Origin of the sequence: Mammaliicoccus sp. P-M58 (assembly GCF_022386165.1) — a bacterium.
Lineage (GTDB): Bacteria > Bacillota > Bacilli > Staphylococcales > Staphylococcaceae > Mammaliicoccus > Mammaliicoccus sciuri.
In genome coordinates, this window is sequence record NZ_JAJNJI010000001.1 from 15380 (window position 1) to 42183 (window position 26804).

At 33.2% G+C, this 26804-nt stretch carries 27 protein-coding genes and 1 other RNA gene; 2 read left to right on the plus strand and 26 right to left on the minus strand.

What is annotated here, in order from left to right; genetic code table 11:
• Positions 1-205 precede the first annotated feature (205 nt).
• From LQ694_RS00035 to LQ694_RS00055, 5 genes are all read right to left on the minus strand, one after another.
• Positions 206-1330 (minus strand): THUMP domain-containing class I SAM-dependent RNA methyltransferase, encoded by a 1125-nt coding sequence (locus tag LQ694_RS00035; RefSeq protein ID WP_096791921.1) that lies wholly within the window; start codon positions 1328-1330, stop codon positions 206-208.
• A gap of 84 nt (positions 1331-1414) precedes the next feature.
• Positions 1415-1784, minus strand: an RNA gene (rnpB, locus tag LQ694_RS00040) — RNase P RNA component class B.
• Between the two features lie 47 nt (positions 1785-1831).
• Entirely contained in the window at positions 1832-2146 is a 315-nt protein-coding gene (gpsB, locus tag LQ694_RS00045; protein WP_025905495.1) for a cell division regulator GpsB, read from the minus strand.
• A 13-nt stretch (positions 2147-2159) separates the two neighbouring features.
• A complete protein-coding gene (locus LQ694_RS00050) occupies positions 2160-2723 on the minus strand; it encodes an SLOG family protein (protein WP_218697460.1) in 564 nt (187 codons plus the stop codon).
• A complete protein-coding gene (locus tag LQ694_RS00055; protein ID WP_218696540.1) occupies positions 2717-3046 on the minus strand; it encodes a DUF1798 family protein in 330 nt (109 codons plus the stop codon). The genes LQ694_RS00050 and LQ694_RS00055 overlap by 7 nt, the downstream gene beginning before the upstream one ends.
• Before the next feature lie 168 nt (positions 3047-3214).
• On the opposite strand from LQ694_RS00055, the gene recU reads away from it, so the two are divergent.
• Positions 3215-3841, plus strand: coding sequence for a Holliday junction resolvase RecU (recU, locus tag LQ694_RS00060; protein WP_058592357.1), 627 nt, complete (start codon positions 3215-3217; stop codon positions 3839-3841).
• Entirely contained in the window at positions 3838-6168 is a 2331-nt protein-coding gene (locus tag LQ694_RS00065; protein WP_058611266.1) for a transglycosylase domain-containing protein, read from the plus strand. Before recU ends, LQ694_RS00065 begins: the two co-directional genes overlap by 4 nt.
• Before the next feature lie 486 nt (positions 6169-6654).
• Here the strand turns inward: LQ694_RS00065 and LQ694_RS00070 are convergent, their stop codons facing one another.
• The 21 genes from LQ694_RS00070 to LQ694_RS00170 form a co-directional block, all read right to left on the minus strand.
• Positions 6655-7002, minus strand: a complete 348-nt coding sequence (locus LQ694_RS00070; protein WP_218696538.1) for a YpoC family protein — start codon at positions 7000-7002, stop codon at positions 6655-6657.
• Positions 6999-7667, minus strand: a complete 669-nt coding sequence (gene nth / locus LQ694_RS00075; protein ID WP_025905489.1) for an endonuclease III — start codon at positions 7665-7667, stop codon at positions 6999-7001. The genes LQ694_RS00070 and nth overlap by 4 nt, the downstream gene beginning before the upstream one ends.
• Positions 7657-8349 carry a DnaD domain-containing protein gene (locus tag LQ694_RS00080; protein WP_058611263.1) on the minus strand — a complete coding sequence of 231 codons (693 nt, stop codon included), beginning with the start codon at positions 8347-8349 and terminating at the stop codon, positions 7657-7659. Before LQ694_RS00080 ends, nth begins: the two co-directional genes overlap by 11 nt.
• Positions 8350-8418: 69 nt before the next feature.
• Positions 8419-9711, minus strand: coding sequence for an asparagine--tRNA ligase (asnS, locus tag LQ694_RS00085; RefSeq protein ID WP_231493082.1), 1293 nt, complete (start codon positions 9709-9711; stop codon positions 8419-8421).
• Positions 9712-9773: 62 nt separating this feature from the next.
• A complete protein-coding gene (locus LQ694_RS00090; protein ID WP_096791916.1) occupies positions 9774-12467 on the minus strand; it encodes a helicase C-terminal domain-containing protein in 2694 nt (897 codons plus the stop codon).
• Positions 12468-12477: 10 nt separating this feature from the next.
• Positions 12478-13446, minus strand: a complete 969-nt coding sequence (locus LQ694_RS00095) for a biotin--[acetyl-CoA-carboxylase] ligase (protein ID WP_065381190.1) — start codon at positions 13444-13446, stop codon at positions 12478-12480.
• Positions 13433-14644, minus strand: coding sequence for a CCA tRNA nucleotidyltransferase (locus LQ694_RS00100; RefSeq protein WP_239771776.1), 1212 nt, complete (start codon positions 14642-14644; stop codon positions 13433-13435). Before LQ694_RS00100 ends, LQ694_RS00095 begins: the two co-directional genes overlap by 14 nt.
• Before the next feature lies 1 nt (position 14645).
• Positions 14646-15767, minus strand: coding sequence for an N-acetyl-alpha-D-glucosaminyl L-malate synthase BshA (bshA, locus tag LQ694_RS00105; RefSeq protein WP_218696537.1), 1122 nt, complete (start codon positions 15765-15767; stop codon positions 14646-14648).
• A 19-nt stretch (positions 15768-15786) separates the two neighbouring features.
• Positions 15787-16101 carry a nucleotide pyrophosphohydrolase gene (locus LQ694_RS00110; RefSeq protein WP_025905482.1) on the minus strand — a complete coding sequence of 105 codons (315 nt, stop codon included), beginning with the start codon at positions 16099-16101 and terminating at the stop codon, positions 15787-15789.
• A 181-nt stretch (positions 16102-16282) separates the two neighbouring features.
• Positions 16283-16969 (minus strand): zinc metallopeptidase, encoded by a 687-nt coding sequence (locus tag LQ694_RS00115; protein WP_037588148.1) that lies wholly within the window; start codon positions 16967-16969, stop codon positions 16283-16285.
• Between the two features lie 53 nt (positions 16970-17022).
• On the minus strand, positions 17023-17616 hold the full coding sequence (locus LQ694_RS00120; RefSeq protein WP_204200930.1) for a DUF1405 domain-containing protein: 594 nt from the start codon (positions 17614-17616) through the stop codon (positions 17023-17025).
• Positions 17617-17673: 57 nt separating this feature from the next.
• Positions 17674-18462: a menaquinol-cytochrome c reductase cytochrome b/c subunit gene (locus LQ694_RS00125; protein WP_049318833.1), complete on the minus strand. Its 789-nt coding sequence runs from the start codon at positions 18460-18462 to the stop codon at positions 17674-17676.
• A 37-nt stretch (positions 18463-18499) separates the two neighbouring features.
• Entirely contained in the window at positions 18500-19174 is a 675-nt protein-coding gene (gene qcrB / locus LQ694_RS00130; RefSeq protein ID WP_016912349.1) for a menaquinol-cytochrome c reductase cytochrome b subunit, read from the minus strand.
• Positions 19175-19187: 13 nt separating this feature from the next.
• Positions 19188-19691, minus strand: coding sequence for a Rieske (2Fe-2S) protein (locus tag LQ694_RS00135; RefSeq protein ID WP_037588153.1), 504 nt, complete (start codon positions 19689-19691; stop codon positions 19188-19190).
• A 288-nt stretch (positions 19692-19979) separates the two neighbouring features.
• Positions 19980-20411 carry a DUF2487 family protein gene (locus tag LQ694_RS00140; protein ID WP_218696536.1) on the minus strand — a complete coding sequence of 144 codons (432 nt, stop codon included), beginning with the start codon at positions 20409-20411 and terminating at the stop codon, positions 19980-19982.
• Entirely contained in the window at positions 20411-20947 is a 537-nt protein-coding gene (locus tag LQ694_RS00145; protein ID WP_096791913.1) for a YpiB family protein, read from the minus strand. The genes LQ694_RS00140 and LQ694_RS00145 overlap by 1 nt, the downstream gene beginning before the upstream one ends.
• Positions 20948-20959: 12 nt before the next feature.
• Complete coding sequence (locus LQ694_RS00150; RefSeq protein ID WP_049318831.1) at positions 20960-22198, minus strand: tetratricopeptide repeat protein; 1239 nt, start codon at positions 22196-22198, stop codon at positions 20960-20962.
• A 15-nt stretch (positions 22199-22213) separates the two neighbouring features.
• Positions 22214-23314 (minus strand): 3-dehydroquinate synthase, encoded by a 1101-nt coding sequence (gene aroB / locus LQ694_RS00155; RefSeq protein ID WP_231493083.1) that lies wholly within the window; start codon positions 23312-23314, stop codon positions 22214-22216.
• Positions 23296-24462: a chorismate synthase gene (gene aroC / locus LQ694_RS00160; RefSeq protein WP_037588158.1), complete on the minus strand. Its 1167-nt coding sequence runs from the start codon at positions 24460-24462 to the stop codon at positions 23296-23298. The genes aroB and aroC overlap by 19 nt, the downstream gene beginning before the upstream one ends.
• 845 nt (positions 24463-25307) lie before the next feature.
• Entirely contained in the window at positions 25308-25760 is a 453-nt protein-coding gene (gene ndk, locus LQ694_RS00165; protein WP_196968276.1) for a nucleoside-diphosphate kinase, read from the minus strand.
• Between the two features lie 75 nt (positions 25761-25835).
• A complete protein-coding gene (locus LQ694_RS00170; protein WP_058611255.1) occupies positions 25836-26798 on the minus strand; it encodes a polyprenyl synthetase family protein in 963 nt (320 codons plus the stop codon).
• Positions 26799-26804 lie beyond the last annotated feature (6 nt).

Sequence of the window (26804 nt, forward strand, 5' to 3'; positions counted from 1 at the left end):
TTTATATTTTGGGATTTAGGTCAGTCTTAATAGAACTTGTGAGTTAAAGTGGAAGTAAACTCACATCTTTATAAAACACGTGAGTTAAAGAAACAATAAACTCACATCTACCTCAATTAAATCCTCCCTATCTAATCCGCCCCTTTCAACAAACCAAAAAACCACCTGTTCTGCAGGTGGTTTCCGCTTTTCTACTTACTTTCTACTATTTATTTCGTTTGCCCCAATATTGATAGTACGTACATTCGATATAGCCGTTAAATAGTTTTCTTCTTTTTGTGGCTTTCTTACCTACTAATGGTTCAAATTCTTTATAGCTTGTAAGCATATATAATGATGCTTGTTCGTTTTGTTTCATGATTTCGCCTAAGTGTTTGTACATGGCTTCTACTTCACTTCGTTCACCGATACGTTCCCCATATGGTGGGTTTCCGATTATTGAAACGGGTCCTTCTGGTACTTCTAGATTATGAACATCTTGTACTTTAAATTGTATGATGTCCCCTAACCCAACTTCTGTTGCATTATCTTTCGCGATTTCAACCATTTTAGGATCGATATCACTTGCTATGATGTTGATTTCTTTATCATATAATGCCGCTTCATCTGCTTCTTGTCTGAATTGGTCATACAAGCCTTCTGGTATGATATCCCAATCTTCACTCGCAAACTCACGATTAAATCCTGGTGCAATATTTTGAGCAATGAGTGCTGCTTCTATTGCAAGTGTACCTGAACCACAGAATGGATCAATGAATGGTGTTTCACCGCTCCAGTTTGTTAATCTAACAAGTGCTGCAGCTAATGTTTCTTTCATAGGTGCATCACCTTGTGCTAAACGGTAACCTCTTTTATGAAGTCCAGAACCTGAAGTATCGATTGTTAATAAAGCTTCGTCTTTCAGTAATGATACTTCAACTTGGTATTTACTACCTGTTTCATCGATCCAACCTTTAATTTGATACGCATGTTTCAATCTCTCAACTATCGCTTTTTTAACGATTGCTTGACAGTCGGATACGCTGAATAATTTAGATTTAACACTTTTACCTTGAACTGGGAACATACCTTGAGCGCCAATTACATCTTCCCATGGTAATGATTTAGTCTTTTCGAATAATTCGTCAAAAGTTGTTGCATGGAAACGTCCTACTACGATTTTGACTCTGTCAGCAGTTCTTAACCATAAATTTGATTTAACGATTGCTGTTTCATCACCTTCGAAAAGTACGCGACCGTTTTCTACTTTTGTTTCATATCCTAATTCTTGAACTTCTCTAGCAACAATTGATTCTAATCCCATTGGACTAGTAGCGAGTAATTGATACATGCATATACTCCTTTATATTTAAATTATCATTATTTACAAATAAAAAGCTCTCCTACTTGGGAGAGCGACACTAGTAAGTGATAAATCTGTAAGCCATGTTTTGTCCTTTAGTACTGCTAACGTGTACTAGTTACACTCGTACGCCAGTGATAATCATCTGTCTGTATGATTACATACCTTCTTATTCCGTTCATTTCCGTCAAAGAAGTGCTCCTACCAATTTTGGATTGCTCACTCGAGGGGTTTACCGCGTTCCACCTTTTACATTTCTGTAAAAGCTACGTCACTGTGGCACTTTCAAACTACTTTAACCATATTATAAATAACTTAGGTTATTTCGTTGCCGTCAATTATTTGCCCTGGCTTATTGTTTCGCCAAGCACGAACACTACATTCATCTCAGAATGTGTGAGCATGGACTTTCCTCTACTTAACGTAGCGATTATCCGAAATACCACTCAACAAAGAATTATAGCATAAACGACGTTAAATAACTATCATTTATTCGCCGAATACTGCTTTTTCAAGATTAGAAATACGTTTCAAGATATCTACATTATTGGAATTGTATTGTTGTGAACCTTGTGGTCTGCCTGACGCGACACGGATTCTTAACTGTTCGATTTCTTTTTTAAGTTTAGAATTTTCTTCTGTTAATTTGATGACTTCGTTATTTAACTCAGCCATTTTTTGATAGTCTGAAATAATGTCATCTAAAAAAGCATCTACTTCTTCAGTTTTGAAACCTCTTAAACCTCTTTCAAATTCCTTTTCATAAATATCTTTTGCAGATAGCTTTAATGTTACATCAGCCATTTTTACACCTCATTTAATATGATTCGTTGTCATTATTATAATTAAATTCCATAAAGTCTTGTAAATCCATGAATGTAATAACATTATAAGTATAGTTTGTCTTTTCAGCAAAATCAACTAACTTACTTTTGAAGTATTTAGATGATGCTTCTTGTTCATCATCATAAAATAAAATTGTCTTATCAGTGTTATCGAGTATAAATTCATTAGCTTGTTGAAATTGGAACCCACCTTGATAGTCACTTTGATGAATCGCATTGACATAGTCTGCTTGTGCGACAATATTTTGGTAAGCTTGTTGGTTTGTTTCATTCCATTTATTATAATGATTTAAATATGGCGTCAATATCGCAAGTTTCAATTGTGGGTATTTATTTTTCATTTCAATGGTCACTTCAGCTGCCCATAGTTCAAATCCTAATTGTCCTGAAATAATGACCCACTCCATACCTTCTTCTATTTCTTGCTCAATTATTTCTTTAAGATATGCTTTAATAACTTTCACTTCTGGCTGGTCATTTTTAAAAATATTCAGTTCAAACGGTTTGTATCCTGTAAAATATACTGACGTCATGATAAATCACCTATATGCGTATAAATATAATTTAAATCATGTTGTACAGCTTTATGCTTTTCAAAGAAGAGCTTCTTACTTGTACGTTTATAATGACATTCTACAGACAACTCTTTGTAGTTACTAATTAAGAGGTGAAATTTCTGTTCATTCATATATTGTAATTTCAATACTGTGTCTTGATGAACAGCAAGCTTATCTAATAGAACATCGACTTGTTCTACAAATGGTACGACATCTTTATAAAAGTCGTATTCATGATCGTCCTTCGCTTGTTGAAAAATATCTAGCATGTCATTTAATTTATTTAAAAGATCTTGTATCATCGCTACACCTACTATTAATGAAGTTTGTATTTTAAATGTGCTCACGATAAAATGATAACATAACTAGAAAAGTTCTAGAATATTTATGTATCATTAAAAACTTTTGTAACTTATAATGAAATAAGGTATAATGTTTAGAGTTTTATGATATGAAGCTAGGTGATGAATTTGAATTATCCAAACGGAAAAAAAGTTACAAAAAATACTTCTAAAGTCTCAATTCAAAACGACCCAAAATATAGTAGAATACAATATGGTAAACGGGGTATGAGATTAGAGGAGGAAATTGATAAATCCAATGAATACTTCAGATTAGAAAATATAGCCGTTATTCATAAGAAACCAACACCTATTCAAATCGTTGATGTTGACTACCCTAAAAGACAAAAAGCGGTCATTAAAGAAGCTTATTTTAGAAAGCCTTCAACAACAGATTATAATGGTGTTTATAATGGATACTATATTGATTTTGAAGCTAAGGAAACGAAAAATAAAACAAGTTTCCCTTTAAATAATATCCACGATCACCAAGTATCACATATGGAACAAGTACTAAACCAAAAAGGCATATGTTTTTTGTTGATAAAATTTAGCTATCATGATAGCGTATTTTTATTGCCTTTTAGGAAGTTTATGGTATATTGGGACAGATATAAATCTGGAGGGAAAAAGTCCATCACACTTAAAGAGATTGAAAATGATGGTTACTTAATACCAATCCAATTTAAACCAAGAATTAACTACATAACAATAGTTGATCAATTGATAAAAACAGAAAGTGAGGCGCTCAAATGAGTCAATCAAAAGCTTCTAATAGTAAAAATGGTAAAGAACAACCTAAAAAGAAAAGGAATATCAAACGGACGATTATTAAGGTGTTCGGTATTCTCGTGCTAGCATTCTTAGCAATGGTAATCGTAGGTGTTCTCGTATTTGCATATTATGCTTGGAAAGCTCCTGCTTTCAATGAAAGTGCGCTTAAAGACCAATTACCAACTAAAATTTATGACAAAAATAATAAACTTGTCACGACCCTTTATATGGGACAAAAGAGAGAACATGTTAAGTTTGATGAAGTACCAGACAAAATGAAAGATGCCGTATTAGCAACTGAAGATAATCGCTTCTATGATCATGGTGCATTAGATTATAAACGTTTATCTGGAGCAGTCATGAAGAACTTTACAGGTGGCTTTGGTTCACAAGGTGCATCTACATTAACACAACAAGTTGTAAAACGTTCATTCTTAACTGATAAGAAATCAATTGAAAGAAAAGCTCAAGAAGCTTACCTTTCATATAGATTAGAACAAGAATATTCTAAAGATGAAATCTTTGAAATGTACTTAAACAAAATCTATTACTCAGATGGTATTTACGGTTCTCAAACAGCAGCTAAATATTATTTCAATAAGAAATTGAAAGATTTAAACTTAGCTGAAACAGCATACTTAGCAGGATTACCACAAGTACCAAATCAATATAATATTTATGATAATCCTGAAGCGGCTGAAAAACGTAAAGACACTGTTCTTTATTTAATGGAAAGACACGGTAGAATCACTAAGAAAGAAATGAAAGAAGCACAAGATACACCTATCGATAAGAACTTAGTGAAACGTACAGTCGAAGAAAGAAATGACGCGATGACAGATACGCCTGATAATGAGTACGCTTCTTACATTAACTATGTTAAACAAGAAATTACTCAAAACAAAGCGTTCAAAGGTCAATCATTAAATGATATTATGACAAGCGGTCTTAAAATCTACACAAACATGGATAAAGATGTTCAAAAAACATTACAAGAGTCAGTTGATAATGGTACATTCTACAAGAATAAAGACCAAATTACAGGTTCATCTATAGTAGATACGAAGACTGGTAAATTAGTCGGTATCAGTGGTGGTAAGAATTACAAAGACGTAGTGGATAGAAACCAAGCAACAGATGTCCATCCAACAGGTTCATCTCTAAAACCGATATTAGCTTATGGGCCAGCAATTGAGAATATGCAATATGCGACAAACCATAAGTTCCAAGATGAAAGCGAATATAATATCAACGGTAGTATATTCAAGAACTATGATGGTCAAGGCCACGGTTCAGTTACAATGGCAGATGCATTAGCAAGATCATACAACATCCCAGCATTGAAATCTTGGCAAGAAACAAACCAAAATGCTGGTGAAAAAGCAGTTAAAGACTTTGCTTCTAAAGTGAATTTAAATTATAAAGATGAAATTGGACCTTCAGAAGTACTTGGTGGTTCACAATCAGAATTCTCCCCTACTCAATTAGCATCAGCATTTGCATCAATGGGTAATGGTGGAACATACAATGAAGCAAAATCAATTAGAAAAGTTGTCACTCAAGATGATGAAACTATCAAATTCTCAAGCGAAAGCCATAAAGCAATGGAAGACTACACAGCATACATGTTAACTGAAATGCTAAAAGGAACATTCCAAGCATACGGTTCAGCTTATGGATATGGAATTAACGGCGTGAACGTAGCAGCTAAAACAGGTACTGGTACTTATGGTGATGAAGTATACAATGAATATCAATTACCTGAAAATGCAGCGAAAGACGTTTGGATTACAGGTTATTCGCCACAATACACAATGTCAGTATGGATGGGCTTCAATAAAGTTAAAGAATACGGTGAAAACTCATTCTTAGGACATGATGAACAAACGAAACCACAAATATTATTCAATGAAGTTATGTCAGAAATCTCTAATTATGACGGTGCAGACTTCGAAAAACCTGATTCAGTAACAGGAAGCGGTAAAAGCTTGAGTGTTGCAGGTAATGAAGACAATGATACAACATCAAGTTCAGCACCTAACACTGGTAATAGTAGCAGTCAGCAAAATAATTATAATTTCTCAAATAACAATAATAATGTAACAACAAATGAACCACAGACGAATTCAAATTCATCAACAACACAACAAAATAATACACAACAACAGTCATCTACTAATCAGAACGTAACAACTGAAGAGCAAACGACTGAAACACCAACATCGGAAGAATCAGATTCAGACTCGGAAGATAATAGTTCGGCCTCTGATGCAGCAAAACAAGCTGCCAAAGAAGAGAAAGATGACTAAGATATAGAAAATGCATCACATCCAAGGCGGATGTGATGCTTTTTTGATTTATATAATAGTGAGTTAAGTATAACGCACGAAGACTTAAAAATATCGTGCGCTGGGGTACCAAATCAGGCCCTAACGCACGAAGACTCAAAGATATCGTGCGCTCGGGTACCAAATCATGCCCTAACGCACGAAGACTGAAAGATATCGTGCGCTCGGGTACCAAATCATGCCCTAACGCACGAAGACTCAAAGATATCGTGCGCTGGGGTATAAAAACAGGCCCTAACGCACGAAGACTTATAGATATCGTGCGCTCGGGTATAAAAATATGCCCTAACGCACGAAGACTTAAAAATATCGTGCGCTGGGGTACCAAATCAGGCCCTAACGCACGAAGACTGAAAGATATCGTGCGCTGGGGTACAAAAACAGGCCCTAACGCACGAAGACTGAAAGATATCGTGCGCTAACGTACCAAAACTGACCTTATATTTTTTATTCTCCGCTTTCACGTTGTGTGGCTCTTTTAAGTTGGATCTGATATCTCGCGTTCATTCTAATTAATTCTTCTTTCAATGTTACCATTTGTCTATATCCCATAAAGTGATATATTCTCTCGTTTATATAGTGGTAGCGTTCTTCGAAATTCATTGGTATAACTGGATATTCTTCAATATGTGCGATATCAAATGTTTCTATTTGATTGATTTGTTCTATATAAGCAATGATCAAATGATAATATTGAACTAATAATTGGTGCGCTTCATTTGTTTTAAGCTTTTTATTTTTAACAAGTGGCTCTATTTGTTGTTCAAGTTCTATGAAATCATTTTTTTGTATCATGCGCCCTCAACCTTTACTAAACCAGCTTTTAATCGTTTTTGCCCTTCTCTACAATCTGCAAATAATGGACATACTTCACATTTCGGTTTACGTGCTACACAGTGATAGCGTCCAAAGAATATAAGCTGATGGTGACTTTTCGTCCATCTTTCTCTTGGAATGATGCTACATAAACGATCTTCAACTTGGCGCACATTGTCTTTAATTCTACATATTGCAAGACGTTTAGAAACGCGTTCTACATGTGTGTCTACTGCTAATGATGGTTCACCAAATGCTACACTCATCACAACATTCGCTGTTTTACGCCCTACACCAGCTAATGATTCTAATTCTTGATGTGTACTTGGTACGACACCATTAAAATTATCTAACAATGATTGACAAAGTTTTTGTATATTTTTAGCTTTATTGCGGTATAAACCTATTGAGCGAATGTCATTTTGAAGTTCTTCTAAACTTACATTTAAATAGTCTTCAGGTGTTTTATACTTTTCAAAAAGCGATTTCGTCACTTTGTTGACGAGTACATCTGTACACTGTGCAGAAAGTAATACTGCGATTGTTAGTTCAAATGGATTGTCATGAACGAGTTCACATTCAGCATCTGGAAACATTTCATCAATAACATCCATCATTTCTAATGCTTTCTTTTTACTTATCATAAGGATTCTCCCCATTTACCCAATCAAAAGTCGGGATTAAATTAACATTTTGTTTTACTTTTTTAGTTTGATTAAACTTTTCACTTTCTTCTTTGGAAGATTCAACAGTAGTGATGTTCTTCTTCTTCCAGTTTAATAAAATGCGGTCGATATATTTGATGCTGAGTTTGTCTAAACTATGCGCTTCGTTAAGTGCACTCATAATGAGTTCGTTTGAATGTTTATCAGTATCAATCCAGTGGTTTAATGTTTGAACTTCTAATGGTGTTAATGGTCGACCGAAAGTGGATTCGAATTCTTGGAATAATTTCTTGAATTGTAAGTTTTGATCTTCTACTGTACCTTGTTGCATCGCTTCGTTTTTGATTAATGCAAGTTGTTCATACAAAGGATCAAATGATATGAATTCATTATATTTATGTTGGTCATCTTTTTCAATTTTAATGTCTATAATTTTTAATTGAGAAAGTTGATTAATGATATGACTCACTTCTTGTATAGATAAAGTCGTGCCACGTTGGATATCTTCTAATGGAGGCTGTAAGTTTCGATCATTCTCTTGATCCAGCAATTTAATAAGGATAACGAATTGTTTTTCATTTAATCCTAAATTGGCATAATGATCAAACAAAGCTCTTTGAACAACGACTGGCTTTTCTTTTAACATAGCACTTGTATACATATTTTCACCTACTTCATTATAAAAATATAGAGTCTGGGATCACTATTCAGCTCCCAGACTCGCATATTATTATGGATATAATCGATTTAATAAACGTGGGAATGGTGCAGTTTCTCTAACGTGTTCTACGCCACTTAACCATGCTACTGTTCTTTCAAGTCCTAAGCCAAATCCACTATGTGGTACACTTCCGTATTTTCTTAAGTCAGTGTAGTAACTATATGCTTCAGGATCTAAACCATGTTCATTAATTCTTTGATTAATTAAATCTAAATCACTAATTCTTTCAGAACCACCAATGATTTCTCCGTAACCTTCTGGTGCGATTAAATCTGCACATAATACAGTGTCTGGATTTTCAGGGTTTGGTTCCATATAGAATGGTTTAATTTTTGTTGGATAATTAATGATAAATACTGGTTTATCATAATGATTTGCAATTGCAGTTTCATGAGGAGAACCGAAATCGTCGCCCCATTCAATATCATTGAATCCTTCTTGATGTAAGAATTTAATGGCATCATCGTAAGTGATTCTTGGGAATGGTGTTGAAACTTGTTCTAACTTAGAAGTATCTCTTTCAAGAAGTTCTAATTCTAATTTACAATTAGCCAACACAGCTTTAACGATGTGATGAACGTAATTTTCTTGAACTTCTAAGCTTTGGTCATGTTTCATAAATGCCATTTCGCCTTCGATCATCCAGAATTCAATTAAATGTCTTCTTGTTTTTGATTTTTCAGCTCTGAAAGTTGGACCGAAACTAAACACTCTATTATGCGCCATAGCTGCAGCTTCTAAGTATAATTGACCACTTTGAGATAAGAATGCATCTTCATCGAAATATTTCGTATGGAACAATTCACTTGTACCTTCAGGAGCACTACCTGTTAAAATTGGTGGATCAATTTTAGTGAATCCACTTTCGTTAAAGAATTCATATGTCGCACGAATAATTTCGTTTCTAATTTTCATAACGGCATGTTGACGTTTAGAACGTAACCATAAATGTCTGTGATCCATTAAGAATTCTGTACCATGATTTTTTGGTGTGATTGGATAATCATGTGATTCTGAAATGACTTCTACACCACTTACTTGCATTTCATAGCCAAATTTAGAACGGTCATCTTCTGTAATTGTACCCGTAACATAAACAGATGTTTCTTGTGTTAATGATTTAGCTAATTGGAAGATGTCTTCTGATACTTCAGCTTTTACAACGACACCTTGCATAAATCCTGTTCCGTCTCTTAATTGTAAAAATGCTATTTTCCCACTTGATCGCTTGTTTGCAATCCAAGCACCGATTGTCACTTCTTGATTGACATAATCTTTAGCTTGTTTAATCGTAATATTCATTATTATTTCTCCTATTCAAATAAATTACCTATAGTTATTTTATCAAATTATGCATACAACTGCTATCTGTTTGGATATTTTCTTAGTTTATCTTGGAATTTATTTAAATCGCCTTCGATAACAGGTATTTCACCTAATGCATTGATAAAGTATTTACTGTAATTACTGTCTAATATTCTTCTATCAAAACAAATTAATAAACCTTGGTCATGTTTGTTTCGAATTAATCGACCAATGCCTTGTCTGAACTTAGTTACTGCGTCTGGTAAGACAAAGTCTTTAAAGGGATTGTCAAATTCATCTTTCATTAAATGGTATCGTGGATCATCTTGATGTATAAATGGTAATTTCGTCATCATGACACATTTAATGCCTGAAGATTGGTAATCAAATCCTTCAAAGAATGATAAAGTACCTAGTAAAATCGTTTTATCAAATTGGTTAAACTGTTGTACGAGTTTATACACGTGTGAATGTTGTTGCTGCATTAATACGACATAATCATCAAAGATTTCAAGTTCTTCCATGTATCGGTATGCTTGGTACAACATCGTATAATTCGTAAACAGTACTAAACATTTTTGATTGGTTTCACTAACAAATGTAGATAAATAACTAATAATCGTTTCAATATAGTCATCTTGTTGATGATATTGATAAGTTGGCATATTTTGCGGTACAAAACATGTTGCTTGATTTTTTAAGTCATAAATATCATTTAAATAATACGTGTTAAATTGAATGTCTTCAGGAAACATGGATTTAAATGATGTAAATGAATGATTAACTGTTAATGTTCCTGAAATGAAAATATTGCTATTGAATTGTTCAATAAACACTTCATTCAGTAAATCTTTTACTTCTGCTTTTTTAACAAAAAGTGAAAGTGTAGATTTCTGAGAAATTTTCTTAATGGATACGAATGGCACTTGACCAGATTTAATCATGTTATAAATTTTAGTATATTGATGATAGATATATATTAACTCTTTTTTGAATGCTTTAACATGTGCGTGTGAGTAAGATTTAAATCTAGATAATATTTGATTGATTGTACTAATTTGTCGTTTAAATATTTCAGATATATTCGCAACATCAATATCATAGAAGTAATGAATTTGTTTGTCATCTTCATGTGATTCATGATGTTTATCTGAAATTTGAGCCATTAAATCATCAAATAATTGTTCGTTTTGTTCATGAAGTAAATCAATATCACGTTTCAATTGATAAATATCAATTGGTTCGATTGGGTATTGCTCGATGACTCTTCTATTTTCTAATTTATCTAATCGTTTAAATAATTTTTCTTGTTCATTTTTACCTAATAAACCTAGATGATATTTAATATGTTGGTAACTTAAATCATCCGTTACTTGATTAAGTGCATAATCTTGAATGCGATGTGCCTCATCAACAATGATATGTTTGAACAATTGATATACCGTATCTTCTGTACTATGTTGTAACAAGTGCGCGTGGTTTGTTATCCCAATCTCGACATGTTGCGCACTCTCTTTAATAAATTGATAGTAATGTATATCATTCTTAAACGGTACATAAGTCGTGCGTTTTTGTTCAAAGAAGACTTTTTGGCCACCTTTAAGATGGAGCTCTTCAATGTCACCCGTTTCTGTTTCAAGAATCCATACAAGCAATTGCATTTTTAAAATTGTCGCTTCATAGTTGTCTGTATCATCTTGTAATATATTCAAGATTAAACCAAGCGAAATATAATGATCTTTACTTTTAATAATCATCGCTTTTAAATTTAAATCTAATGCATTTAAGACTTTATTAAATTCTTGTTCTAGAAGTTGATTTTGAAGTAACTTCGTATGTGTTGAAACGAGAATATGCTCACCAGTTTCTAAATAATAAAGCAATGCAGCAAGCACAAAGCTCATTGATTTCCCACTACCAAGTGGTGCTTCAATTAAAGCATTCTCGTTATGCATTAATGAATCAAACAATTGTTGAACGAGTTGATATTGTTCTTTACGATAATCGAAGTTAAATGTTTTCAGTATTCTATCATAAGCTTCATCAAGCGTAATGGATGTTCGATCGCTTGAATGACGTATAGGCATTTGCTTTAAATAATGGATGTTCTGGTACTTTTTAATATTGCGATTATGCGTTTCAGTACCTTGATGTGTTCTTACAAGTTCAAATAGAACGTCTTTTAAATCATGCTTTAACGATTTAGATAAATAATAAAGTTGTTTAATGGTATCAATCGGAAGACCATTAATTTTTTGGATGGCTTTAATAAATAATAATGCAGTTGCTTTAGCATCCTCATAAGCACTATGCGCTTGGTTTAAATCAACTTGTAACGATTGACTCAATTCACTTAACTGATAACTTTCTTCGTTTGGAAATGCGATTTTAAACAATTCCATCGTATCAATCGTTAATTTAGGTTCAAATTGTATTTGATGCTTTTCGAAATGGGATTTGAGAAAGTTTAAATCAAACAGAACATTATGCGCGACAAATACACAATCTTTCAACAAGTTAAATAATGATTGACTGATTTCTTCGAAGTACGGAGCTTCTTCTAAGTCTAATTCATTGATATTGGTTAATGCTTGAATGAAAGATGGAATTTCCAAATCCGTTTTGACATATGAATGATATGTATCGGTAATTTGGTTATTTTCTATAAATGTTATCCCAATTTGAATGATTTCATCATATTGAATTTGGTTTCCGGTTGTTTCTAAATCTACAACAGCGTATCTTTGCGCCATATTATCTCTCCTATATTTCGATATCTGCACTCATAAATTGGTGTAATTGACCATCATCAGATATCACGGTTAAGAACCCATTATCTTGTATATCAATTGCTCGACCAAATACTTGTTTTTTACCCTCTGTATAAGTTAATTTTTTGTCCCAAATCATACTTTTACTTTTATATAATTCTTTAATGTCACTGAAGGGTAATTCTAAAAATTGATCATATCTCAGTTCAATAGCTTCTATTAATAATTTTAAAAATCGATAAGGTTCTATAGATTGTTCGTTTTCTATTTTTAAACTTGTCGCACGTGATTGACCAGCTTGATCGAAATCTACTTGTGTTTGGTTTAGGTTAATACCAATGCCACAAATAATCGCATTAACGCCATCTGTATCTGCAATCATTTCTGTTAAAAAGCCACAAACTTTTTTATCGCCTATATAAATATCATTTGGCCATTTAATTTTACTTTGAATGCCATAATGCTGTTCAATCACTTCTTGAATGGCAAGGCTTATAAATAGATTAAATGTCGACATTCTTTGAATTGGAATATCTGGGCGTAATACAACTGACATCCAAAGCCCTTTACTTTTAAGAGATGACCATTCTCTTTGGAAACGCCCTCTCCCATTTGTTTGTTCATCACTCAAAACAATAAAGTCATGTTCAATGTCATTAACACCAGACTTGGCTAACAATTGTGTTGAATCTACTTGTGTTTGAACAATTGCATGATTCAATATACTTTGATCTTGAAGTGTAATGTTCACAATGTCTTCTTGCCAAGTTGTAGGGATTTCTGAGATTTTATATCCCTTATTAGAAATAGACTCAATTTCAAAGCCTTCTTTTCTCAATTGATCGATGACTTTTTTAACTGTGACACGTGAACAATTTAACGTTTCAGCTATATGTTGTCCTGACAAATATTCATTATTTTGATATAAATATTTAATAATTTCACGTTTATATTTTGACATTCTCTCGCACCCATTCTATTAAATCATTTTCTGAATTATCCACTTTATAGTTAATGACAGCTTGTTCAACTTTATTTAAAATATCTTTTATCCATGGTCCACCTTTTTTATTAAATGTAGCCATCAATATTTGACCATTAATTTGTAATTCAGATTTATCATATATAGGTAGTTTATCATATATTTCATCAATTACACGGTCATTCATAATTGTTGGATGGATAGTGATATTCAGTTGTGCATTATGCTCAGAAATAAAGTGAATGATTTCTTTCATTTTATCACGATGATACGTATATACGAGATGAATCATATCTTGCTTTGAAATATTATTTTCAGAAAGTGATATCAATAATTGAACGTATGATGAGATATCGCGCTTTTCTTGATTACTGATTTTCAAACTGTTCAAGCTTGTTAAATCTAATTCGTATAAATAACATAATGCAGCCACCCATAAATCGAAATGGGCATGTTCCGGCATGAAGATACTATTTTGGTTGATTTCTTTGAAAAATGGAATATATTTAAATATTTCTAATTCATGAGCAGTCTTTTTTGTATCAAGAATATATTGACCATGAATCATTTTTTTAAGTTCAACAACTATTCTTTCAATTGCGATGGCATTTAAAGAATGTGCTGTTTGATGCATGGCGTCTTTAGTATCATGATCAAGTGCAAAACCTGTCTGAGCTTGGAATCTTACACCTCTCATAATACGTAATGCGTCTTCTTCCATGCGATCAATAGGTGTTCCGACAGCTTTTATAATTTTGGATTGTATATCGTTTAACCCGTTGAAATAATCATGAAGTTGATACGACTTATCCATAGCGATAGCATTCATTGTAAAATCTCTTCTTGCTACATCTTCATATAAATCCGTTACAAACTGAACAGATGTAGGTCTTCTATGATCAACATAATCCCCATCTTTTCTAAATGTTGTCACTTCAAACTGTTGATTTTCACCCATTACAATCATCGTGCCGTGCTCTTTGCCTATTGGTAAAGTCTTATCAAATAATTGTTCTACTTCATCTGGTAAAGCACTTGTTGTAATATCAACGTCTGAAATTTCTTTCTCCATTAAATAGTCTCTTACTGAACCACCGACAAAATATGCTTGATGATCATTACGTTCAAGTGTTTCAATTATCCATTTCGCATCTTCAAATACTTGATATTCACGCATATTATTCTCCTAACATATCGTTGTAGCAAGATTCGTACTGATCAGCAATCACTTTAGATGAGAATCTTTCACGTACATCTTGAATCATAGCGTTTTGCATTTTGCGATAAAGTTCTGAATCTGTTAATAATTTGACCGCATATTTACTCGCTTTATCTGTATCACCGACATCAACCGTATAACCAGTTTCACCGTTTTTGATGACTTCTTTAATACCACCTGCATTTGTACCAATCGGCACGACACCAGTAAGCATAGCTTCAAGTAATACAAGTCCAAAGCTTTCTTTTTCACTTAATAACAACGTTAAATCAGACATTTGATAGAAGATGTTCACTTCATCTTGTTTACCTAAAAATAGAACTTGGTCTTCTATATTAAGTTGTTTAATTTGTTCTCTAGCCACTTGTAATTCTGGACCATCACCGATCAGTAATAATTTAGATTTAATTTGTTTATTAATTTTGTAGAACGTATCTACGACATCAGGCACGCGCTTAACTTTTCTAAAATTTGATACAAACGTGATGACTTTTTCATCTTCTTCTATGCCGTAACGGCTTCTTAAATCTGTATTATAAACTTGTGGAAAACTTTCTTCCTGTACAAAATTGTATATTGTTTTGATTTCTTTATCAGGTTCTATAATGTCATATGTTTCTTGTTTAAGACTATCACTGACACTTGTTACAACGTCACTCTTTTCTATTCCAAATCGAATAGCACTTTGTAATGACGTATCATAACCTAATACTGTAATATCTGTTCCATGCAACGTCGTCATGATTTTGACATCTTTTCCGGATATTTGACGCGCTAAAATACCACAAATTGCATGCGGTACTGCATAGTGCATATGTAATATATCCAAGTCGTAATCGTTAATGACGTCTGCAATTTTAGCACTTAATGTAATATCATATGGTGGATATTGGAATACAGAATATTGATTTACGTCAACTTGATGAAATGTTACGTTTGGAACAGGCTCTCTCATTCTAAAAGGCATGTTAGAAGTAATAAAGTGAATTTCATGACCTCTTTTCGCCATTTCCAAACCAAGCTCAGTTGCAACAATACCTGAGCCCCCCATTGATGGATAACAAGTTATACCGATTTTCATATTAATCCTCCATTATGACTTATTTACGTTCAAATCTATCTTTATCTCTTACATTGAATTTATTCATTGTATCTTGGAAACTTTTATTTAAATCTATATCTAAAGAATTTGCTAAACAAATTAAGACGAATAAATTATCACCTAATTCAGCTTCAATTGTATTGTCTTCTTCTGTTGGTTTCTTTTTCTTTTCACCATGACTATGATTAATTTCTCTAGCTAGTTCTCCAACTTCTTCTGTCAATCTTGCTAAATTTGCTAATGGCGAAAAATAACCTGCTTTAAACTGAGAAATATATTGATCAACTTCATGTTGCATCTCTTTCATGTCCATAAAACTTCCTCCTCACCTATCTTTTATATCTCTATATAAAAGAACTCACATAATAAAATTATATATGATAATCATGCATAATGACAACGTAATAAGCTTATAACTAAAAACCTCATAAATATTTATAAAATAAAAAATACCAACAAAGTCTAAAGACTTTATTGGTATTAAAATGATTTCATTAATTATTACGTGCCATTAGAATAAATCTTGCTAATTCAGCTACGGCTACAGCTGTTGCTGCAACGTATGTCATAGCAGCTGCAGATAATACTTTTTTAGCATGTCTATATTCTTGTTGGTTAACGATATTTAATTTTTCAATTTGTCGCATTGCCCGTTTACTTGCATCGAATTCAACTGGTAATGTGATGATTGAGAATAATACAGCGAATGACATAAATACGATACCAACCCATAATAATGTTGTACCGAATGTACTACTCATTGCTGTTAATACGATACCAGCTAAAATGATAATGTATGATAACGAACTTCCTAAATTAGCAAGCGGTAAAAGCGCTGATCTAAATTTAAGGAATCCATATCCTTGAGCATGTTGAATAGCATGTCCTACTTCATGTGCTGCAATTGCTGTACCCGCAACACTTGGTTGTTGATAGTTTGCCGGTGATAATACAACACGTTTCTTAGTTGGATCAAAATGATCTGATAAGAATCCTTCACCTTGTAACACTTCTACATCATGAATTCCATTTGCAGCTAAAATTTCTTCTGCAACTTGTTTACCCGTCTTCCCACTTGTTGAACGTACTCTTGAGTATTTATTGTATGTTGATTTTACTCTAAATTGGAAGTACATAGGGACAATCATAATGATAATAAAATATATGATATATGAAAACAAATAACTTCCTCCTTTTTATCCCTGTTATTTATTATATTACGGAGTGACGGCTCTTACGTCAAATATTTTGAACGTAATTCGATGTTTTTTTGGAAATATAGTAATAACAGAAAAGCGATAACACTTAGCCAAAAAGCAAAGTATCCTATATGTGACTCATACTGACTTAACATACTATATACGGGATATTGATGATACACATAATCAATAACATCATTGTGAAATACCCAAATCATAGTTACGACAATATGCCACTTTTTAATATTGAATAAAGGATAAAACATCAATGCTTGAATAGCCATAATGCCGTGTGAAGTCATTAGCATAATTGCCATTGGAACAAGTTGATCGTAATGAATCATTACAAATATATTCATTACAACCGCCCATACACCATATTTAATTAATGTAATAAATGCTAAACATTCAAACAAACCTAAATGTTTATTGAAATAAATTGCAGCTATCGCAATCACTAAGAATAATGTTGCTGTTGGACTATCGGGGATAAACGGCCAAAAGTACCATTTGCTATCAAGTAATTGACTGCCATACCATATGTATCCGTAAATGGTGCCGAGAAGATTTGCAATAAATAGCGTAATGAGAATAGATTTCTGTCCCATTACATATCTCCAAAATTCCATTTTATTACTCCTTTGAAAAGAGCCCAGGGCACGCATATGCCCCAGGCTCAAATTTAATTATTTTTTCAATTCTTTACCGTTTGAATCTGTTTCATGTAAATCTGCAACGTACTTAGCAACTTTGTCAATTTCATCTTTAGAAAGTGTGTCTTTGAAGCTAGGCATTTTACCTGCACCATTTTCAACGAATCCTTTAACGCCATCTTTAGGTAGTTTCGATTCAACTAAGTTTGGACCTTGTCCACCTGTTAACTCACCACCGTGACAACTTGTACAGTTTGACTTGATGATGTCTGTATAAACAGGGTCTGACTTGTCTAAGTTAGAGAAGACGATTTCACCTTGTTTAGCTTGTTGCTTCCAATCATGGTAATAACTTGATTCCCATGTTGTATAGAATAAGATTGCAATTGCGATTAACATAAATCCAGAAGCAAATGGTCTCTTTGTCCATTTACGTTCAGGGCCTCTATCTAACCAAGGTGCTAATAATAAAGCACCGAATGCGATACCTGGTAAGATAATTGCTCCGAATGTGTTATAAGGACCAGATGCGAATGAATATTTAAGTATTTGATATAAGAATAAGAAATACCAGTCTGGTAATGGTGTATAACCAGTATCAGATGGATCTGCCACACGTTCAAGTGGCGATGGATGAGCGACTGTTAAACATAAGTACGCGATTAAGAATACCGCACCAGTCATCCATTCTTTTAGTAGAAAGTCAGGCCAGAAACTTTCTGTACGACCTGGAAATTCTGAATAATCTCGATTTAATTTCGGTTTGTCGTATGACTTTATTCTTGAATCACCAACAAACTTCATCCCTTTACCGCGATGCATGTCGCATGACCTCCTTTTTCATTTATTCACGTTAATTTTATAGTGGACCTGAAATACCTTGTTTTCTGATCATTATAAAGTGTGCTGCTAATAACGCGAATAGTGCAGCTGGTAGGAAGAATACATGTATCGCAAAGAAACGAGTTAGAGTTTGTGCACCAACTATCTCTGCATCCCCTGCTAGTAATGTCTTAACCCACGGCCCAATGATAGGAACAGATTCTGCAATTTGTAAACCTACTTTTGTTGCGAATAGTGCTTTCATATCCCATGGTAATAAATAACCAGTAAAACTTAATCCAAGCATTACGAAGAATATTAATACACCGACAACCCAGTTTAATTCTCTAGGTTGTTTATAAGATCCTGTAAAGAATACACGAAGTGTATGTAAAAACATCATTACTACTACTAAACTTGCTCCCCAATGGTGCATACCACGTACGATAACACCAGCAGCTACATCGTGTTGTAGATAGTAAACTGATTTCCATGCATTAACGATATCTGGAACATAGTACATCGTTAAAAACATGCCTGATAAAACTTGTATTACTGTAATGAAAAACGTTAGACCACCAAAACAATAAACGAAAGCTGAAAAGTGATAAGCAGGGTTAACATGCTCTGGCACCTCATGATCAGCAATATCTCGCCAAATTGGTGTAATATCAAGTCTGTCATCGACCCAATCATAGATTTTATCTATCATTGTTAATCCCTCCTTATTTAGCTAATTCGTTCTCGTGCTTTTTACCGATTTGAATAATGCCACCTTTAACTTTTACTTCGTATTGATCAAGTGGTGCTAATGGCGGCGTACCTGGAATATTCTTACCGTTCTTTTCATAACGACCGTTATGACATGGACAATAGAATTGATTAGGATTTGATTTATCGCCATTCCACTGTACTGTACATCCTAAATGTTTACAGACTGGTGATAATGCTACGATTTCATTTCCATCTTTGTATACCCAAGCAAATTCTGTAACTTCACTTGTGTACCAAGCATCTTCTTGCTCGAATTTAAAGTCCACTTTAATAGGCTCTTTACCAAGTTCTGACTCCTTTACGCCTGTAGCAATCAAATCGCCTTGTGCATCAGCTTTGAATACAGGATCAAGCGCAAATCTACCCATAGGTAAAATCATACCAGCAGCCATAAATGACCCAACACCCATCAATGAATAGTTTAAAAATTGGCGTCGTGTGACACGTTGGCTCATTTAGATTCCCCCCTCTATTAATCGTTCTTTTATAACTAGGACAACTTAATTTTAGCCTATTATTTCAAGACGGTCAACGCTTTGTCACAATTTAAATGTTTATTTATTAACCTTTTATCTAGGAATTTTCAAAAAAATGAAAAGGCTTTATTATGAAGGAGAAAATATTGATAAAAAACTATGAAAATAACTCGATTTTCCACATAGAAAAGACAAATGTGTTTTTGAAATAAAAAACCGCAACAGATCTTATTGGGTTAAGATTTGCTACGGTTATTCATCTACCTACTATTTATTCCATGTTCTAATGATAAACTTCATAAATTGTTTAACTTCGTCTTCGATGAGTGTACGTTTCATATCATCGTCTAAGTCACCCATTGGAATCGTGTTTACTTTATACAATTCGTGATCGCCGTTCAGTTCTACTTGATTACTACTTAAAATAATTATATTGTTCAAGCCATAATCTTTTAAACTTTGAATAAAAGATACGACATGATCGTACTGGTTACCACTTGTGAAAAATGTTGGTGTAAGTAGTAATCTACCTTTAAATTGTTTTTCTGCTAACATGCCAACAAGTTGAACTGTTTCATTTTGGTCACATGATATTAATAATTGATGATTCATATCAATATTTGATACAGGTAAGATGGCTGTATCGATATATTCTAAGTTGTTTTTTAATTCTTTTAAGTCAACATGATTAAATAACATTATCGATGTTCCTCCAATTCATTAATGAATTGTAATATTTTAGACATTTCTATAAACATGTCTTGATCGTTATTATCTAAAGATTTATCTATTTCATTACTGATGAGTTTACGCCAATGTCCTAGTCCGTGTGTATTGTTATTATTTAAAGCACGAATATCTTTATCATCTCCATAATAATCAACAAGCATTTGTAACAACAGCAACTTATTCAGTCGATCATCATTTCTGTTCAAATATAAAAGGACATTTAAATGCGTATTATCCAGTCTGATATCGTGGAAGATTTGACGACCATCTTCTATACAGAAACGATCTTTGCAATAAAGTAAAGGCAGTTGTTTAGATTGCTCGGTACTAATGGACAGTATGCGTTCATCTGAAAATTCATTGACGAATGAAATGTTAGATAAATATTTAGGGCTACTTTTTAATAAATTTAATATCCATACACTTTCAGCAATTTTAAAATCGTATTGATATAGAATATATTCAATAAATCGCTGTTTTTCAAAATTTAACCATGTATGATTCATAATTAACCCTACTTATGATAATCTTTCGTATTCTTGGTCCCAATATGGATTTTCAGGATCAAGTTTGCGAACAGATTCTAATATATTTTTAGCGTTATCGACATGACCGATTTCAATTAAGTAATGGTAATAGTCGTTTAAGAAATCAATATTTTGTGTTAAATCTGGATATGCTAATTCGTAGAAGTGTTGAGCTTCTTTATCTCTTTCTTCTTCACCGAACGCATATGCAACGTGCCAAGCTACTACAGGGTCGATATCTTCATGATCAACATACGTTAATAAATTAATAAGACCTGTTATATTATCTTTTTCTCGATAATAATCAGCAAGTATAATGGCAGCTTCAGTATAAGAAGGATCAACTGTTAATGCATCTTGTAACAGAATTGCACCATGTTCATCATTTGTTGTTAACATCAGTCTAGCAGTATCTGTCATAAGTTCTTTATAATATGCGTTTAAGCGAAGCCCTTCTTTACCAATTTCTATTGCTTTTTCATAATCTTTTTCTGATTCATAAATTTGCAATAAGTAATGGTAAGCTTGCATAAAGTCTGGGTCTTTTTGTAATAACTTTTCAAGTTGCTTTATCGCTTCTCTTGTTAAGTCATTTTTTTGATAACTAATTGCTTGTTTGAAATAATCTTCAGCTGTCATATCCATTTCAGATACGTTTTCATAATATTTGATTGCTTCTTCATATGCACCACTTTGTAAACTTGCGTCTGCCATTCGTGCATAAATCGAAATACCATTAATAATATCTTCACCAGTTTGTGTGATTGTTTCATAGTTAGAAATTGCTTTTAAATATTGACCATCATAATAGTACATTTCAGCTAAAGCGAATGTAATGACAATATCATCTGGTTCCATTTCTTTTGCTTCAATCAATTTCTCTATTCCTACTTCGAATAAGCCTTGTTGTTGGTATAAATCAGCTTCAAGCATTAACTTCTCTGTAGAATGTGGGCTGTTATACAATACTTCATGCGCTTTATCTAAGTCGTTTTGGTCAATTAGCCCTTCTATATAATAAACAAGCAATTCATTTTCATCTGGATAAAGTAAATAAAGTTCTTCGAATATTTTAACGCCTTGATCGACAATACCGTATTTGTATAATGTTTCGCCTAACATAAATAATGCGTCGTGATCGTCAGATTGTAGAACTCTGTTTACTTTCTCATCTAAATGTTCGATATTCTTCATGTGAATATCGTCAATTACTTTATATACATCTTCCATGTTAAAGGACTCCTTCTATTCATTTATTAGAGATTTAAGTTCTTTAAATGCATCTAATACTTCTTCTTTAGAAACGGATTCAATTGTAAATGAAGCTTCACCATTTTGTAAAACCATTTGAATCGTTTGTCCAATATTCTTTTTGTCTTTTTTCATATATTTAAAAATTTGTTCAATATCAGCATGATTTAAGACATTTAAAGGGTAACCTAATTCTTTTAAATAATTGATGAACAGATGCACACTTGATGTGTTATCGTACATATTTCTATTTTTATTAATCACTTTCTGGAAAAGAATACCGATCATCACAGCTTCACCGTGAGCAATTTTTGTTAAGTATTCTAGTCCGTGTCCAAAAGTGTGTCCTAAATTTAAATGTTTACGTACGCCACCTTCAAATTCATCTTCAATTACAATTTTTAATTTAGTTTCGATGCCCATTTTTAAATAATCTTCTATATTTTTCAATTGCGCTAATTCTTTTATAGAAGGATAAACATCCATTAAATGAAGCGTGTCAGCTTCACTATTTAAAATGGCATGTTTAAATATTTCACCATAACCACTACGTATTTCAATATGTGACAATGTTGCTAGGAAATTTATATCATATATAACAGCGCGTGGTCTATGAAATGCACCGATTAAATTTTTACCGACTGATGCATTAATGCCCACTTTTCCACCGATTGCTGAATCGTGTGCTAAAAGTGTTGTTGGAACTTGTATAAAATCAATGCCACGTAACAAAGTTGCAGCTAGAAAACCAACAAAGTCTCCAGTTGCGCCTCCACCGATAGCGATGAGTTGAGATTGTCTTGTTATATTCATTGATAATAGCTTTTCGCTGAGCGATTCAAAATATGACATTTGCTTACAAGCTTCACCACTCATAACCGTTAAAAATTTAATATCTTGGTCTTTAAGATGCGACTTAATATAGTCTTTATGGAATCTATAAACATCTTGGTCAATTAATACAATATTTTGTTCATCTGCTTTAAGATATTGATTAAGTTCAGCTAGTGCGTTCTGCTTTAATATTATCGGATAGTTGTTGTTAGTATATGTTGTTTCAAAAATCATTTCATCACCTAGAAGTTTAAGTTCCAATTACGATGATTCTTAATAGCTTCTTGTAATTGGTCAATGTGATTAGATTGGTATTCTTCAGTTAAAGCTTTTGCAACTTCAAATGCGATAACATTTTCACAAACAACACTTGCAGCAGGAACAGCACAACTATCTGATCTTTCAATTGTCGCTTTAAAGCTATCTTTAGAATCGATATCTACAGAGTTTAATGGTTTATATAATGTTGGTATTGGCTTCATAACACCATTGATGACGATTGGCATTCCATTTGACATTCCGCCTTCAAGTCCACCTAAGTGATTAGATAAACGATGGTATCCAATTTCACTATCGTAAGCAATCTCGTCTTGTATTTCACTACCTGGTTTTTCAGCAGCTTTAAAGCCTTCACCGAAACTAACACCTTTAAAAGCGTTAATACTTACGACTGCTTGAGCTAAACGACCATCAAGTTTACGGTCATAATGAACATAACTTCCAATTCCTGCAGGCATATTTTCAACGACTACTTCTACGATACCACCGATTGAATCACCATCTTTTTTAGCTTCATCAATACGATTTCTCATTTTTTCAGCTACGTCATCATTAATACAACGTACATCATTATGATCAATATTTTGTTTGACTTCTTCAAGCGTGTATTCATAATCGTCTTTAACGCCACCGATTTCAATAACTCTTGAATAAATTTCAATATCTAAAGCTTTTAATAAAATTTTAGAAACTGCACCAACAGCAACTCTTGCAGCTGTTTCACGTGCAGAAGAACGTTCAAGTACATTTCTTAAATCTCTATGATTATATTTCATACCACCAACAAGATCGGCATGGCCAGGTCTAGGTTTAGTGATAACTCTTTTCATATTTTCTAATTCTTCTTCAGTTAATGGGTCAGCTCCCATAATTTTTCTCCAATGTTTAAAATCATCATTCTTAACGATGAGTGTAATAGGGCTACCTAATGTATAACCATGTCTCACACCTGAAACGATTTCTACAGAATCTTTTTCAATTTGCATACGACGACCGCGTCCATATCCACCTTGACGTTTAAACATTTCTTCATTAATCTCGTTTACGTCAATTTTCAAGTTTGCTGGTACACCTTCTATAATGACAGTTAGTTGTGGTCCATGTGATTCACCAGATGTTAAGTAACGCATATTATCTCTCCCTACTGTTAATTAAATATAAAATTAATCATATCATATTTAGCGCGTTAAATTAACAAAAACAGACGAATAGTTTAACAAAGTTTTAGATTTTTTTGATTTTAAATAAGTGTGAATAATATGTTGTTCAGAGTATGTCGGATGTGAGGTGAAAATAAAGGGGTTTTTGTAAGTGTGTTGGTTGTGAGGTGAAAATATTGAATGCGTTATTAGCATGTTGGTTGTGAGGTGCCAATATTGGGTGCGTTATAAGCAGTTTTGGTCAGAAGTGCAAATACTGGATTCGTTATTAGCAAGTTTGGTTAGAAGTGCAAATAAGGAGACCGTTAATTACATTTCTTAGTAGTTTTGTAATTAAGGCCGTCCATAGTAACACTTCGGCCGAGTTTTGTAATTAAGGCCGTCCATAGTAACATTTCAGCCGAGTTTTGTAACTAAGGCTGTCCATAGTAACACTTCAGCCGAGTTTTGTAACTAACGCCCACGTTATGAACAAGTTTGGCGAGAAGTGTTCACAACACCCTCGTTATGTACAAGTTTAGCGAAAAGTGTTCACAACACCCTCGTTATGTACAAGTTTAGCAAGAAGTGTTCACAACACCGCCGTTACGAACAAGTTTGGGCGAAAGTGTTCACAACACCCCCGTTACGAACAAGTTTGGTCAGAAGTGTTCACAACACCCCCGTTATGAACAAGTTTGGGCGAAAGTGTTCACAACGCCCCGCGAATTCCAGAAATACCCGTAAACATCCGCCAACACCCCACACCCTCCCACACCCTCCCTTAACAAAAAAGTAGTTCAACAATTTCTTGTTGAACTACTCCTCTATTGTATTTATTTTTCGTAAACCCAATTTTCATTGTTTAATTTATAATCATTTAGTTCTGATTGATTAAACCAGAGACCAATTTCACGTTCTGCTGATTCGTTTGAATCTGATCCATGAATAATGTTTCTGCCTAAGTCGATACCATAATCCCCTCTTATCGTACCTGGCGCTGCTTTAGTAGGGTTTGTTTCACCAACAAGTGTTCTTGTTACTTCTACTACATTCTTACCTTCTACTACCATTGCAAATACTGGTCCTGATGTAATAAAGCTTACTAAATCATTGAAGAAAGGTTTCTCAACATGTTCAGCATAATGTTCTTTAGCTAATTCTTCATTAGCTTGGAATAATTTAGCTGCAACTAATTTCAAGCCTTTTCTTTCTAATCGTGAAACGACTTCACCGATTAAGTTTCTTTGTACTGCATCAGGTTTAATCATTAAAAAAGTTCTTTCCATTGCGTAATCCCTACCTTTGTTTTATGTAAATCCAAGATAAGTTTATCATTGACTACGCATACTTGCAAGCGCTTTCTAATGGTTTCTATCTCTTATTTTCACAATTATTTCCAATAGCATTTTTTTACCTGATTCATTATTTAATGTATCAATTAAATTTTCTGCTTTTTGTAAATAATGATTGCTTACTTCTTTAGATTTTTGTAATTCTGGTGATTTAATAATTTCTTGAACTAATCCGTCAAATACTTCTGAAGGACTATCTGGTTGTAGTTGGTTAATACTTGCTTTAAAATCTGATGAATTTTTCATTCTTAATAAGACTGGTAAAGTTAAATGTCCGTTTCTTAAATCAGATCCAACTGGTTTACCGAGTTTCTTTTCAGTACTCGTAAAATCTAGGATGTCATCAACTATTTGATAACTCATACCAATGTAATATCCAATTTTAGTTAACTTCTTCACAGTTTCATCATCTGCTCGTGCAGCGTACGCACCTAATTCTGTAGATAATGAAATAAGCAATGCGGTCTTACGTTTAATTCTACGTAGATAATTTGTTATCGATTGATTTGAAACGAATTGATCTTCGAATTGAAATAGTTCTCCAAGACACACTTCGATAATACCATTTGCTAATTGTTCATGTAGCTTTGGATGTTCTATTTGGCTAACTGCATTTAAAGATTGAGATAATAAATAATTACCTGTAATAACTGCAGTTTGCACATCCCACTTCTTTGCTATAGTTGGCTTACCTCTTCTTTTGTCACTTTTATCAATGACATCATCATGAACTAAACTGGCCATATGTATAAGTTCTAATGTAGTTGCTACAGTGATTACATCTCTTGAATAATGCTCGCCAAATTGACTTGCAATTAAAGTAAATAATGGTCGTATACGTTTACCACCAGAAGTTAATAAATATTGGCAAGCTTCGTTTATAGTGTTTTGATCACTATTTATATAACTATTCAATTGTTTTTCTATTTCTTTTACTTCTTTATTTATATGAATTTTAGTTTTGTCATACATGTAATC

What these genes read in the sequence shown, in the direction of transcription:
- LQ694_RS00035 (WP_096791921.1), bottom strand. Translation starts at nt 1,330, where the DNA reads ATGTATCAATTACTCGCTACTAGTCCAATGGGATTAGAATCAATTGTT.
- gpsB (WP_025905495.1), bottom strand. Translation starts at nt 2,146, where the DNA reads ATGGCTGATGTAACATTAAAGCTATCTGCAAAAGATATTTATGAAAAG.
- LQ694_RS00055 (WP_218696540.1), bottom strand. Translation starts at nt 3,046, where the DNA reads ATGATACAAGATCTTTTAAATAAATTAAATGACATGCTAGATATTTTT.
- LQ694_RS00065 (WP_058611266.1), top strand. Translation starts at nt 3,838, where the DNA reads ATGAGTCAATCAAAAGCTTCTAATAGTAAAAATGGTAAAGAACAACCT.
- LQ694_RS00070 (WP_218696538.1), bottom strand. Translation starts at nt 7,002, where the DNA reads ATGATACAAAAAAATGATTTCATAGAACTTGAACAACAAATAGAGCCA.
- nth (WP_025905489.1), bottom strand. Translation starts at nt 7,667, where the DNA reads ATGATAAGTAAAAAGAAAGCATTAGAAATGATGGATGTTATTGATGAA.
- LQ694_RS00080 (WP_058611263.1), bottom strand. Translation starts at nt 8,349, where the DNA reads ATGTATACAAGTGCTATGTTAAAAGAAAAGCCAGTCGTTGTTCAAAGA.
- asnS (WP_231493082.1), bottom strand. Translation starts at nt 9,711, where the DNA reads ATGAATATTACGATTAAACAAGCTAAAGATTATGTCAATCAAGAAGTG.
- LQ694_RS00090 (WP_096791916.1), bottom strand. Translation starts at nt 12,467, where the DNA reads ATGGCGCAAAGATACGCTGTTGTAGATTTAGAAACAACCGGAAACCAA.
- LQ694_RS00095 (WP_065381190.1), bottom strand. Translation starts at nt 13,446, where the DNA reads ATGTCAAAATATAAACGTGAAATTATTAAATATTTATATCAAAATAAT.
- LQ694_RS00100 (WP_239771776.1), bottom strand. Translation starts at nt 14,644, where the DNA reads ATGCGTGAATATCAAGTATTTGAAGATGCGAAATGGATAATTGAAACA.
- bshA (WP_218696537.1), bottom strand. Translation starts at nt 15,767, where the DNA reads ATGAAAATCGGTATAACTTGTTATCCATCAATGGGGGGCTCAGGTATT.
- LQ694_RS00110 (WP_025905482.1), bottom strand. Translation starts at nt 16,101, where the DNA reads ATGGACATGAAAGAGATGCAACATGAAGTTGATCAATATATTTCTCAG.
- LQ694_RS00120 (WP_204200930.1), bottom strand. Translation starts at nt 17,616, where the DNA reads ATGGAATTTTGGAGATATGTAATGGGACAGAAATCTATTCTCATTACG.
- LQ694_RS00125 (WP_049318833.1), bottom strand. Translation starts at nt 18,462, where the DNA reads ATGCATCGCGGTAAAGGGATGAAGTTTGTTGGTGATTCAAGAATAAAG.
- qcrB (WP_016912349.1), bottom strand. Translation starts at nt 19,174, where the DNA reads ATGATAGATAAAATCTATGATTGGGTCGATGACAGACTTGATATTACA.
- LQ694_RS00135 (WP_037588153.1), bottom strand. Translation starts at nt 19,691, where the DNA reads ATGAGCCAACGTGTCACACGACGCCAATTTTTAAACTATTCATTGATG.
- LQ694_RS00140 (WP_218696536.1), bottom strand. Translation starts at nt 20,411, where the DNA reads ATGTTATTTAATCATGTTGACTTAAAAGAATTAAAAAACAACTTAGAA.
- LQ694_RS00145 (WP_096791913.1), bottom strand. Translation starts at nt 20,947, where the DNA reads ATGAATCATACATGGTTAAATTTTGAAAAACAGCGATTTATTGAATAT.
- LQ694_RS00150 (WP_049318831.1), bottom strand. Translation starts at nt 22,198, where the DNA reads ATGGAAGATGTATATAAAGTAATTGACGATATTCACATGAAGAATATC.
- aroC (WP_037588158.1), bottom strand. Translation starts at nt 24,462, where the DNA reads ATGCGTTACTTAACATCTGGTGAATCACATGGACCACAACTAACTGTC.
- ndk (WP_196968276.1), bottom strand. Translation starts at nt 25,760, where the DNA reads ATGGAAAGAACTTTTTTAATGATTAAACCTGATGCAGTACAAAGAAAC.
- LQ694_RS00170 (WP_058611255.1), bottom strand. Translation starts at nt 26,798, where the DNA reads ATGTATGACAAAACTAAAATTCATATAAATAAAGAAGTAAAAGAAATA.